The 12300-nt window shown below is 68.4% G+C and carries 9 protein-coding genes; 6 read left to right on the forward strand and 3 right to left on the reverse strand.

Features of this window, described 5'->3' with window-relative positions; genetic code table 11:
* Window positions 1-130: 130 nt before the first annotated feature.
* The 3 genes from ACQP1O_RS41955 (at window position 131) to ACQP1O_RS41965 (ending at window position 3609) form a co-directional block, all read left to right on the forward strand.
* Window positions 131-2392 (forward strand): transglycosylase domain-containing protein, encoded by a 2262-nt coding sequence (locus tag ACQP1O_RS41955; RefSeq protein ID WP_433563784.1) that lies wholly within the window; start codon window positions 131-133, stop codon window positions 2390-2392.
* 328 nt (window positions 2393-2720) lie between these two features.
* Window positions 2721-3176 carry a GyrI-like domain-containing protein gene (locus ACQP1O_RS41960; RefSeq protein WP_433563785.1) on the forward strand — a complete coding sequence of 152 codons (456 nt, stop codon included), beginning with the start codon at window positions 2721-2723 and terminating at the stop codon, window positions 3174-3176.
* 7 nt (window positions 3177-3183) lie between these two features.
* On the forward strand, window positions 3184-3609 hold the full coding sequence (locus ACQP1O_RS41965; protein ID WP_354841040.1) for a GyrI-like domain-containing protein: 426 nt from the start codon (window positions 3184-3186) through the stop codon (window positions 3607-3609).
* A 60-nt stretch (window positions 3610-3669) separates the two neighbouring features.
* Here the strand turns inward: ACQP1O_RS41965 and ACQP1O_RS41970 are convergent, their stop codons facing one another.
* Window positions 3670-4767: an inositol-3-phosphate synthase gene (locus ACQP1O_RS41970; protein ID WP_433563786.1), complete on the reverse strand. Its 1098-nt coding sequence runs from the start codon at window positions 4765-4767 to the stop codon at window positions 3670-3672.
* A complete protein-coding gene (locus tag ACQP1O_RS41975) occupies window positions 4760-5317 on the reverse strand; it encodes a PadR family transcriptional regulator (RefSeq protein WP_040862623.1) in 558 nt (185 codons plus the stop codon). The genes ACQP1O_RS41970 and ACQP1O_RS41975 overlap by 8 nt, the downstream gene beginning before the upstream one ends.
* A gap of 278 nt (window positions 5318-5595) precedes the next feature.
* Between ACQP1O_RS41975 and ACQP1O_RS41980 the strand changes: the two genes are divergently transcribed.
* From ACQP1O_RS41980 to ACQP1O_RS41990, 3 genes are all read left to right on the forward strand, one after another.
* Window positions 5596-6009 (forward strand): DUF5318 domain-containing protein, encoded by a 414-nt coding sequence (locus ACQP1O_RS41980; protein ID WP_433563787.1) that lies wholly within the window; start codon window positions 5596-5598, stop codon window positions 6007-6009.
* Window positions 6010-6790: 781 nt separating this feature from the next.
* Window positions 6791-8983: a transglycosylase domain-containing protein gene (locus ACQP1O_RS41985; protein WP_433567981.1), complete on the forward strand. Its 2193-nt coding sequence runs from the start codon at window positions 6791-6793 to the stop codon at window positions 8981-8983.
* Between the two features lie 93 nt (window positions 8984-9076).
* Window positions 9077-10690 (forward strand): glycosyltransferase family 87 protein, encoded by a 1614-nt coding sequence (locus ACQP1O_RS41990; RefSeq protein WP_433567982.1) that lies wholly within the window; start codon window positions 9077-9079, stop codon window positions 10688-10690.
* Here the strand turns inward: ACQP1O_RS41990 and ACQP1O_RS41995 are convergent.
* A complete protein-coding gene (locus ACQP1O_RS41995) occupies window positions 10687-12207 on the reverse strand; it encodes a TerD family protein (protein WP_433563788.1) in 1521 nt (506 codons plus the stop codon). The two genes, ACQP1O_RS41990 and ACQP1O_RS41995, sit on opposite strands and share 4 nt — an antisense overlap.
* Window positions 12208-12300 lie beyond the last annotated feature (93 nt).

A 12300-nucleotide genomic window follows, 5' to 3' on the forward strand; every position in this document is an offset into this window, starting at 1 on the left:
GGGTGGGTGGTTCGGGGCCGTTGTCCCCGAACCACTTACCCACTCCGTCCGGGCGTGTCGATTAGCATTGGTCCCGCCGCGCGGGGTGGTCGCGGCCGCCTCGAAAGCTTTGTCGACGCTCCGGAAGGAGATGCTCGTGAGCTCGTCCCGCAGCAGGCGGCGTGGAAGATCCGGGTCATCGACCGGCACCGCCGGGTGGAACGAGCTGGCCGGTACGGCCGCGCGTCGACAGCGCCTCAACGCGCACAGCCGGCCTCGGCGCCGCCCGAAACCGCCCCGGGGTCCAGACCAGCCCGAACCCGCACCGAAACCGCCCCCCACCCGCGGGCAGCGCATCCGGCGACTGCTGCTGGCGCTGTTCCTGGTCCTGGTGATCATGCCGACCACCCTGCTGGGCATCGCCTACTGGAGCGCCGAGATCCCGGACCCGGATACGGTGCAGACCAATCAGATCGCCACCGTCCTCGACTCCGACGGCACCACCGTGATCGCGAAGATCGTTCCGCCGCAAGGCAATCGGGTGCCGGTGCCGTTGACCGACGTACCCCTGCCGGTGCGCCGGGCCATGCTGTCGGCCGAGGACCGCGACTTCTACCGCAATCCGGGCTTCTCCACCTCCGCATTCCTGCGCGCGGCCCGCGACAACCTGCTCGGCCGCGACGACGCGGGCGGCGGCTCCACCATTACGCAGCAGTATGTGAAGAACGCCTTCCTGAGTTCGGAACGCACGCTGAGCCGCAAGATGCGCGAACTCATCATCTCCGCGAAGATGGCCCGCGAATGGAGCAAGGACGACATCCTCGCGGCCTACCTCAACACCATCTACTACGGTCGCGGCGCCTACGGCATCTCGGCCGCGGCCGAGGCATACTTCGGCAAACCCGCACCCGAACTGACCCTGGCCGAGGGCGCGGTCCTGGCCTCGGTGATCCGCACCCCCTCGCTGCTGGATCCGGAGAGCCACCTCGACCAGCTGCGCGCCCGCTGGGGATACGTGCTCGACGGCATGGTCGAGATGGGTGTGCTGAACCGCGATGACCGCGCGGCCACCCAGTTTCCGGCCATCGTCCCGTTCGCCCGGGTGGACGACAACACGGCGCGCGGCCCCGAGGGGCTGATCCGCGCGCAGGTCCTGCGCGAACTGCGCGCCTCCGGCATCAGCGAACGCGAGCTGAATACCGGTGCGCTGCAGATCATCACGACCATCGACGCCAAGGCACAGCAGGCCACGCTGAACGCGGTCGGCAAAGTGCTGGCCGGGCAGCCGGGCGAACTGCGCGCCGCCGTGGTGTCGATCGACCCGCGTTCGGGGGCGGTGCGCGCCTACTACGGCGGACCCGACGGCATCGGCTTCGATTTCGCGCAGGCCCCGCTGCAAACCGGTTCGGCCTTCAAGACTTTCGCCGTGCTGGCCGCACTCGAGCAGGGCATTTCCCTGTCGTACCGGCTCGACAGCGCGCCTCTGACCGTCAATGGGGAGAAGATCCAGAACGTGGACGGCGAGTCCTGCGGCATCTGCTCGCTCGGCGAAGCGTTCAAGCGCTCCCTCAACACCAGCTTCTACCGGCTGGCCCAATCCCTGTTCGAAGGCCCGAAAGCCATTGCGAACGCGGCACATCAGGCCGGCATCCCCGACCAGATCCCGGGCGTGCCCGGCAAGACGCTCACCGAGGACGGCGGCGGCCCGCCACTACCGGCCATCGTGCTGGGCGCCTATTCGGTGCGCCCCATCGACATGGCCTCGGCCTACGCCACCCTCGCCGCCTCCGGCGCCTACCGCGCCCCCTATTTCGTCCAGAAGGTGGTGACCGGCGACGGCCGCGTCCTCCTCGACCGCGGCGCCGGCCCGAACAAACCCGAACAGCGCATCCAGCCCTCGATCGCCGACACCGTGACCCAGGCCATGCTCCCCATCGCCGCCTACTCCAACGGCCACACCCTGGCCGCCGGCCGCCCCTCGGCCGCCAAGACCGGCACCACCCAGCTCGGCGACACCGGCCAGAACAAGGACGCCTGGATGGTCGGCTACACCCCTGCCCTCTCCACCGCCGTCTGGATGGGAACCGAACAGTCCCAGCCCATCCGCACCGCCCGCGGCGCCCCCATCTACGGCGCCGGTCTCCCCGCCGACCTGTGGAAACAAACCATGGACGCCGCCCTCGACGGCACCCCCATCGACCAATTCCCCAACCCCACCTCACCCCCCGGCAACCTGATCCCCAACCAGGCCCCCGACCCGACCTCCGGAACGCCCCCCAGCAACGGCAATTACGACGTCCTCAACCCACCCACCCCGTCCCCCCAACAACAACCAGTCCTCGTCATCCCCCCAGCCCCCACCCCCAAACAGGTAGAAATCTTCCCCGGCCTCAGCGTCCCCGTCCCCGGCTAGCCCAGGCGACTTCCAGCCAGGTGGTTTGTGGTCGCATGCCAAGCCTCCAACTGCTTTCGCGGCGGTCGGGGTAACTCACCGGGTACGACCGAAATGGATTCGGCTCCCAACCGCCGGCACGCGTCGCCAACCCCAACGGCTCTCAGCCGCGCGCTGAAGTCCCGGGGAGGCGGCATTGATCATGTTTCGCGCCTCCTTGCCCATCTCCGCGCGGCCGCGGATATTGTGGAAGCCGCCACCGTATTCAGCGACTCCGAATGCCGGTGGCAGGATGCGGGTTGGGAGCAGGGTGGGGTCGGAGACAGCACGAGACATAGGGGCGACGCCGGTGGAATTCAATGTCGTTGAACGCCACGAAACGCTGGTAGCCGGAACGGTGCTACGCAGTCCGGCACTCGCGGTCGAAGGGCCGCGCCGCGCGAAGGTCGAGGAGGCCTGGAAACGTAATCTGGCACGCGATCTGCCCGGCCCGCCGGCGACCGCCTATGTGGACCACGCACCCGAGATCGGTTCGTATCTGACACATATCGTGGGCTACGAATGCAAGAAGGCGGACGACCTATTGCCCGGCGATGTACTCGCCCGTATCCCGGCCGGTAAATTCGCTCGCATCATTCGCAGTGGCGACAATCTCGGCGACATCATCGTGTCGATCTGGCGCACGGTCTGGGACCTCGAGGCGGCCGGCACCCTGGTACGCGCCTACACCGGGGATTTCGAGCACTATCCGGACAACCGGACGGTGGAGGTTTTCGTCGCGCTGGATACGAGCGCGGAGGGGTAGGGGAGCTGTGGACTTCGAAATCGTCACCCTGGATGAGTTCCTGGTCGGCGGGCTGACCATTCCCCTGGCGGGCCGCGAGGTCACCGCCCGCGACCTGGACCTGGTCAATTTCACCTGGGACCGCTACCTGGCCCGCGAGAAGAGCGTCGAACGCGTCGCGGCCTACATCGGCCAGAACGACCACGCGGTAGCCGTTCTGGGATACGAGCTTTCGAGCATGGCCGACCTCGACACCGGCGATGTGATGACCCGCATCCCGTCGGGTCGCTATGCGAAATTCGTTGTCTCCGACAAGCCATACGACCTGCTGCGCACCGCGTGGGCGAAGGTCGCCAAGGCCGAGAACGCGGGCACCATCACCCGCTCCCACACCGCGGAGATCGAGCGCTACACCGGCCCCACCTCGGTCGAGGTCTACGTGTCCCTCGACTGATATCGAACGACGAAGGGCGGCATCGCGATTCGCGATGCCGCCCTTTGCGTTCCAGGGTTCCTACTCGGCCCCGATGATGAACGCCTCGAGCTGGGCCCGGGCGACGTCGTCGGCGAGCTGCTTCGGCGGGGACTTCATCAGGTAGGCCGACGCCGGGAGGACCGGGCCGCCGATGCCGCGGTCGCGGGCGATCTTGGCCGCGCGCACGGCGTCGATGATGATGCCGGCCGAGTTCGGCGAGTCCCACACCTCGAGCTTGTACTCCAGGTTCAGCGGCACGTCACCGAAGGCGCGACCCTCGAGCCGGACGTAGGCCCACTTGCGGTCGTCGAGCCACTCGACGTAGTCCGACGGGCCGATGTGCACGTTGCGGTCGTACACCTTGCCCGAGAGCGGGCCCTCGAGGTTGGAGGTCACGGCCTGGGTCTTGGAGACCTTCTTCGACTCCAGTCGCTCGCGCTCGAGCATGTTCTTGAAATCCATGTTGCCGCCGACATTGAGCTGGTAGGTGCGGTCCAGCACGACGCCGCGGTCCTCGAACAGCTTGGCCATCACGCGGTGGGTGATGGTCGCGCCGACCTGGGACTTGATGTCGTCACCGACGATCGGCACGCCGGCGTCGACGAACTTCTGGGCCCACACCGGGTCGGAGGCGATGAACACCGGCAGCGCGTTGACGAAGGCCACACCCGCGTCGATGGCGCACTGGGCGTAGAACTTGTCGGCCTCTTCGGAACCGACCGGGAGGTAGGAGACGAGGACGTCGACCTTGGCATCCTTCAGCGCCTTCACGACGTCGACCGGGTCGGCCTCGGACAGCTCGATGGTCTGCGCGTAGTACTTGCCGATGCCGTCCAGCGTCGGACCGCGCTGCACGGTGATGCCCGACGGCGGCACGTCGGAGATCTTGATGGTGTTGTTCTCGCTGGCGAAGATCGCGTCGGACAGGTCGAAGCCGACCTTCTTGGCATCGACATCGAACGCGGCGACGAACTTCACATCGCGGACGTGGTAGGGACCGAACTTCACATGCATGAGCCCGGGAACGGTCGAATTCTCGTCCGCGTCCTTGTAGTACTGCACGCCCTGAACCAGGGAAGATGCGCAGTTACCCACGCCGACGATGGCCACCCGAACTTCGGTGTTGATCTCACTCATGGCCGATATTTCCCTCTTTCTGTGGTGCCGCCTTCGTCGATTGCTCCGCAGCAATCAACTCGTTGAGCCAGCGCACTTCGCGCTCGCTTGATTCGAGACCGAGTTGATGGAGCTGGCGGGTATAGCGGTCCAGTTGCCCGCTGGCGCGTTTTATCGCTTCCCGCAGTCCTTCTCGGCGCTCCTCGACCTGCCTCCGCCGCCCCTCCAGGATTCGCATCCGCGCTTCCGCGGGGGTGCGGCCGAAGAAGGCCAGATGAACGCCGAAGCCGTCGTCGGTGTAGTTCTGTGGTCCGGTGTCGGCGAGCAGTTCGGCGAACCGTTCCCGCCCGGTGTCGGTCAGGTTGTAGACCCGCCGCGCACGGCGTGTTGCCAAGCCCTGCGGACTCTCCTCCGCGATGAGGCCGTCGGACTGCATGCGCCGCAGGGTCGGATACAGCGACCCGTAGGAGAAGGCCCGGAACGGGCCCAGCAGACCGGTGAGCCGCTTGCGCAACTCGTAGCCGTGCATCGGTGATTCGAGGAGCAGCCCGAGGATTGCCAACTCGAGCACGGGCTTCACCTCCTGACTGTTCTGTTCAGACCTAACCGATGGATGCAGTTCCAAACTATATCGCGCCGATATATTTTGCACCCACCATGCCGCGCATCCGACCGTGAAGACCGATCTCCGCCCGATTGGGGTAACTCGCCGGGTATCCCCGAGATCGGGTCGGCGCCCAACCGCCGGCACGGGTGACCAGTGCCGACGGCCCCCGGCCGCCCGCAAAAGTTCCGGGGAGGCGGAACAGCGCGTGCGGGCTCCGGGGCCCCGCAAGTACTCTGGGTCCCGTGCGAATACAGCGGCAGGTGGTGGACTATGCGCTCCGGCGCCGGTCCCTGCTGGCCGACGTCTACGCGGGCCGGGTGGACGTCGCCGAAGTGTGCGATGCGAATCCGTACCTATTGCGTGCGGCGAAGTTCCACGGGCGGGGGAGCGAGGTCACATGCCCTATCTGCAGGAAGGAGCAGCTGACTCTCGTATCGTGGGTCTACGGCGACGGGCTCGGTCCCGTGGCGGGCTCCGCCCGCACGCCGGAGGAACTGGTCCGGTTGGCCGAGACTCGGGAAGAGTTCTCGGTGCATGTGGTCGAGGTGTGCCGGACCTGTAGTTGGAACCATCTGGTGCAGTCCTATGTGCTGGGGCTGTCCCCGGCGCCGACACGCCGCCGGCGCACCAGCGCCCGGCGCACGGCCGCCGAGTGAGAGGCCACGTCGACTCCTGAACAGCGGGCAGGAGCCTGCCCGCCGCGGTGCACACGCGTGACCGCATCGAGCCACCCGGACCGTATAGACCTAGTTATTGGAGAGCCAGGCTGTGACATCGCCCTATGACGACGGACCGCACGGCGGCCGCCCCCGTGGCGGTTCGCAACCCGGCCCCGGCGGCTACCCGCCGCAAGCGCAGGGAGGTGGAGCGAGACCGGCAGGACCGCCGCCCGGGGCACGTCAGCCCGCGGGGCGTCCCGTACCGGGGAACGGTGGCCCGCAGCGCGGACCCGCGGGTGGTCCCGGCGGCATGCCGCCGCGCGGACCCAACGGGCAGCCGCAGCGCGGACCCGTGCCGCAGGGCGGTCAGCCGCCGCGGCGTCCGGGACCGCCACCCCAGCGTCCCGGCAATCCTGATGCGACACGCAAGCTTCCCAATCCGGCCAATTCCGGCCCGAACGAGAGGGTGAATACCGGAGCGGGCCGGGCGGTTCCGAATCACATCTCGCGGGCGGCCACCTCCGACCGTACCCAGCGGATCGACGATCGTGCGGTGCGCTCCGGCGCGGGCACCGGTACCCGGCCGCGCCCGGCGGAGGACCGCACCCGGCCGCCGTCGGGCGCGCAGCCCGCGGCCCGGCGTGCACAGGGCGGCACCCCCTCGGGTCCGCCGCCGCGGCGGCCCGGTGGCGGCTCCGGCGGAGGCGGCGGCCAGGGCGGCAAGGGCTCCCGCAAGACCTCGTATTGGCGGCTGGCCCGGCGCCTGGTCTACATCGGCATGGCGCTGGTGCTCGGGCTGGCGAGTTCGGTGTTCCTGTACGCGTATTCGACAGTGAACGTGCCGCAGCCCGGTGACCTGAAGAACAATCAGGTCGCCACCATCTTCATGAACGACGGCAGTTCGGTGCTGGCGAAAGTCATTCCGCCGGAGGGCAACCGCACCGATGTGACGATCGATCAGATTCCGCCGCACGTGCGGAATGCCGTGATCGCCGCGGAGGACCGCTCCTTCTACACCAACCCGGGCTTCTCCATCCAGGGCTTCGGCCGCGCGTTCGTCGGTCAGCTCACCGGCAATACGGACGCCGGTGGTGGTTCGACGATCACCCAGCAGTACGTGAAGAACGCGATGGTCGGTAACGAGCACTCGCTGACCCGTAAGCTGCGCGAGCTGGTGATCTCGGCCAAGATGGCCAAGCAGTGGTCCAAGGATCAGATCCTGGCCGCGTACCTGAACACCATCTACTTCGGCCGCGGCGCCTACGGCATCGACGCGGCGTCCAAGGCGTACTTCGACAAGAAGGTCCAGGACCTGTCGGTGGCCGAGGGTGCGGTGCTGGCCGCGACCATTCAGCAGCCGTCGAACCTGGATCCGGAGAAGAATCCGCAAGGGGCGCAGACCCGTTGGAAGTACGTGCTGGACGGCATGGTCGACGGCGGCAACCTGCCCGCGGCGGATCGCGCGAACATGCAGTACCCCACCGTGATTCCGGCGGTGCAGGCGCAGAAGGACAAGACGCTCGACACCGGCCCGGAGGGTCTGATCAAGACCCAGGTACTCAAGGAGCTCGAGGCCGCCGGCATCACCGAGCACGATCTGAACACCGAGGGCCTGCAGATCACCACGACCATCGATCCCAAGGCGCAGCAGGCGGCGGTGGACGCGGTCACCAAGGTGATGGACGGCGAACCCGACAAGCTGCGCGCCGCGCTGTCGTCGGTGGATCCGAAGACCGGTGCGGTGCGCGCCTACTACGGCGGCTCCGACGGCCAGGGCCTGGACTACGCGAATCAGGGTCTGCCGCCCGGCTCCTCGTTCAAGGTGATCGGTCTGGCCGAGAACCTGGAGATGGGCAAGCCGCTCTCGACGCTGTACGACTCCTCGCCGGTCACCGTGCACGGCATCACGATCACCAACGTCGAGGGCGAGCAGTGCGGCATGTGCACCATCGCCGAGGCGCTCAAGCGCTCGCTGAACACCAGCTTCTACCGCATGGAGCTGGACATGCCGGGCAACGGCCCGCAGAAGATCGCCGACATGGCGCACAAGCTCGGTATCCCGGACACCATTCCGGGCGTGGGCAAGACGCTGGTCGAGCCGGACGGCAGCCCGCCCAACAACGGCATCGTGCTGGGCCAGTACCGGGTGCGCACGCTGGACATGGCCTCGGCGTACGCCACCCTGGCCGCCTCGGGCATGTATCACGCACCGCACTTCGTGCAGAAGGTCGTCGCCTCCGACGGCACCGTCCTGATGGACCGCGGTGAGACCGCGGGTGAGCAGCGGGTCTCGGCGGCGGTGGCGGACAACGTGACCGACGCGATGAAGCCCATCGCGGCGTGGTCGCGCAACCACCAGCTCGCCGGCGGCCGCCTCTCGGCCACCAAGACCGGTACCAACCAGAAGGACGGCAGCAACGAGAACCGCGACGCCTGGATGGTGGGCTTCACCCCGTCGCTGTCGACCGCGGTCTGGGTGGGCACCGATCAGGGTGACGCGCTGCGCAATGCCAGCGGCGGCATGATCTACGGCTCGGGTCTGCCGGCCGACATCTGGAAGGCCACCATGGACGGGGCCCTCAAGGGCACGCCCAACGAGAACTTCCCGAAGCCGGGCGTGATCGGCGGTCAGGCCGGTGTGCCGTCGTGGTCGGCGCCGTACACCGCGCCCTCGACCACCGAGACGGTGGCGCCGCCGGTGATCACCACCAGCCAGATGCCGATTCCGGGTCTGCCATGGTCGATTCCGGTTCCGGGGCTGGCGCCGAATCCGCAGAACCAGCGGCAATCCCAGCCGGAGACCCAGGATCCGGGCACTGGCAACGGGAACGGGAACGGCAATGGGACCGGTCCGATGCCGGGTCAGCCGGTGGCACCGGGCGACGGTTCGACACCGACGACCGCACCGAACGGCGGCTATGGAAACGGCAATGGGACCGGCAACGGCAACGGGCGGCAGCAGACTCGGTAGCCTGCTGCCGTGATCGAGCAGGAACTGGTGCACCGGCCGGGCGCCTCGGGCGCGCCGGCCGGTGACGCGCTGAAGCCGGGGGAGGCAGCTGGAGTGGAAGATGCTGGCGCACAGCGCGATACGCCGGTGATCTACGAGTCGCCGGAACCGCTGGCGGCCGATCTGCGGTCGGCCGACGACCGGGACAAGCCCAGTCGCACCGATACGCTGACCGCGCAGCTGTGCGATCTGATCGGCGGGCCGGTCGGCGACCACGCGGTGATCGGCCGGGTGCGTTTCTGGACCCCCATGCGGGTGCTGATGGCGTTCGCGGTGCTGTTCCTGGCGTTCAGCTGGTTCGGCAAGGCGGGCTGCATCCAGCAGCGACCCGATGCCAACGGCGTCATGGGCCTGGATTGGAACAACGGCCGCCAGTACATCGCCATGTGCTACTCCGACACCGTGCCGCTGTACGGGGCCGAGCATCTCAACGAGGGCGCCTTCCCGTACAAGAAACAGTGGGTGGAGTTCCCCGACGGCCGCCCGCAGGTCCGGTACATGGAGTATCCGGTGCTGTCGGGCCTGTACCAGTACGTGTCCATGGGAATCGCCAAGGCGTGGAAGCTGTCCCCGCTGCCGGGGCACAAGGCGCTCGAGGTGGTCATCTACTTCAATGTGGTGGCCATCGGGCTGTCGCTGGCGTGGCTGGCGACCATCTGGGCGACGGCATTGACGGCCGGGCGGCGGGTCTGGGATGCCGCGGTGATGGCGCTGTCGCCGCTGGTGCTGGTGCACGCGTTCACCAATTTCGACACGCTGGCAACCGCTTTCGCGGCGGGCGGGCTGCTGGCCTGGGCGCGGCGACGGCCGGTGCTGGCGGGCATACTGCTGGGCCTGGGCGGGGCGGCGAAGCTGTATCCGCTGCTGCTGCTGGGGCCGATCCTGATCCTGTGCGCCCGTGCCGAGCGACTCGGTGAGGACGAGGCGGCGTGGGGCGGCATTCGCCCGCTGCGCGCGGCGGGCGGGGCCATCGCGGCGGCGGCCATCACCTGGCTTGCGGTGAACGCGCCCATCGCGGCGCTGTATCCGAACGGCTGGTGGGAGTTCTTCCGCCTCAATACCGAACGGCATGCCGACCCGGATTCGGTCTACAACGTGATCACCTCGTTCACCGGCTGGACCGGCTTCGACGGGATACTGAGCGCGCAGCAGGCGCCCACGATACTGAACGCGGTGTCGCTGCTGCTGTTCCTGGCGGCCTGCGCGGGCATCGGCTGGATCGGCCTGACCGCGGCGCGCCGGCCGCGCCTGGCGCAGTTGGCATTCCTGGTGGTGGCGGCGTTCCTGCTGACCAACAAGGTGTGGAGCCCGCAGTATTCGCTGTGGCTGGTGCCGCTGGCGGTGCTGGCGCTGCCGGAGCGGCGAATCCTGTTGGCGTGGATGACGATCGACGCCCTGGTCTGGGTGCCGCGCATGTTCTATTACCTGGGCCAGGACCACAAGGGCCTGCCCGAGCAGTGGTTCACCGGCACGGTGGTGCTGCGCGATCTGGCGGTGATCGCGTTGTGCGTCCTGGTGATCCGGCAGATCTACCGTCCGGATGAGGATCCGGTGCGCCGCGACGGCGCCGACGATCCGGGGGGCGGCATCGTCGACCGCGCCCCGGATCCTTCGAATGCCTGGTTGCCGCCGTTGCTGCGGCCCAGGCAACCGATGCCGGTGCCCTAGAGGAAGCGGGCCAGCTGCGGCACCGCCTCGCCGGGGTGCTTGGCCTGGAATCCCTCACCGAGGGCCTCGAGCTTCCAGTTCGCGCCCGGGGCCGGGCGGTACACCTTCGCCATCGCCATGGCGGTGAAGGGCATGCCGCCCGCGAGGGTGAAGCGGGCGAGTTCGGCGTTGGTGGCGCTGTCGACCAGGCGGCAGTAGGCGTTGGCGATCTGCTCGAACGTGTGACCCTTGTAGGAGGTCACGATGAACAGCAGCGTGGTGACCTGGGCCGGGATGCGGGAGAGATCGACCATGATCTCCTCGTCGTCGCCGTCGCCCTCGCCGGTCAGGTTGTCGCCCTGGTGGCGGATGGCCCCGTCCTTGGAGTTGAGGCTGCCGTAGTAGACGACATCGACGGGGCTGTGGTCGGCGAAGATCACCACCGAGGCGTCCAGGTCCACGTCGACCGACTTGTTGCCGAAGATGCCGCCGCGCTTGACCGGATCCCAGCCCAGGCCCATCTTCACGTAACCCAGTGCGCTGCCGCCTTCTTTGCGCAGGTTGATGCGCTGGCCCTTGACCAGGCTGACGGCGTGGCCGACCGGCAGATCGCGGTCCTCCTGCGCCGGCCGCGAGTAACCGCCGGCCGGCGGGGGATAGTCGCCGACGGGCTGCTGGTAGGCGGGCGGCGGTGGATACGACTGTCCCGGAGGCGGATACCCCGTGCCCGTCGGCGGCGGGTAGCCGCCGGTGGGCGCGTATTGCGCGGGGGGCGGCGGGTAGCCCCCGGCCGGCGGGTACTGCTCGGTGGGCTGTGGATAACCCGGTCCCGGCGCGGGCGGCGGGTAGCCGCCGGTCGGCGCGTAGTTGCCGGTGGGCGCCGGGGCCGGGTATCCGCTCGGAGGGGGCGTGAATTGTTCGGGCGCGGGCGCGAATTGCTGCGGCGGGGATGTGAATTGCTGCGGCGCGGGCGCGAACTGCTCCGGGGTGGGCGGGGGCGGCGGGGCGGGGGATGGGGCGGGGGACTGCGGGGCCTCGTTCACCTGGACGCCGTGGTCGGTGACCAGCGCGGCGAATCCGCCCGCGTAGCCCTGTCCGACGGCACGGGCCTTCCATCCGCCCTGGCGCCGGTACAACTCCAGTGCGATGACGATGGATTCGCTGCTGAGGCCCTCGATCCGGTACTCGTACAACGCGTTTCCGGCCGCGTCGCCGACCTGCGCGACCGGCGCGGACAACTGCCCGAAGCTGGCGGTGGCGTCGTCGAGGGTGATGACGGCCCGAAGCTGTTCGATATCAGCGGGAATCGCGTCCAGCGACACGGCGAGGACGGCCGGCTGACCGGGCGCGCCCGGCCGCAGGGTCACACCGGGGCCGGAGGGTTGGTTGAAGAACACGAAATCGGCATCGGTGCGCACCGTGCCTGCGGTGGTGACCAGCAGTGCGGACAGGTCGGCCGGTGCGGCCACCTGCACGCTGATCACCAGATCATTGACGCTCAGAGGGCCGTTCTGGCCCTTCACCAAAACTGCGGACAAGATCGACCCTTCGTTGTCGGTGCTGTCGTTGCCACTCTACGAGAACACCGCGACACGGACCCGGGCCGTGGTTGCGGTGGTGTCCGGGGATGC

Source organism: Nocardia sp. CA-151230 (assembly GCF_050942175.1).
Lineage (GTDB): Bacteria > Actinomycetota > Actinomycetes > Mycobacteriales > Mycobacteriaceae > Nocardia.

Bases quoted from the DNA above. Each gene is read 5' to 3' on its own strand.
- ACQP1O_RS41955 (WP_433563784.1), top strand. From the start codon at position 131: ATGCTCGTGAGCTCGTCCCGCAGCAGGCGGCGTGGAAGATCCGGGTCA.
- ACQP1O_RS41970 (WP_433563786.1), bottom strand. From the start codon at position 4,767: ATGAGTGAGATCAACACCGAAGTTCGGGTGGCCATCGTCGGCGTGGGT.
- ACQP1O_RS41985 (WP_433567981.1), top strand. From the start codon at position 6,791: ATGGCGCTGGTGCTCGGGCTGGCGAGTTCGGTGTTCCTGTACGCGTAT.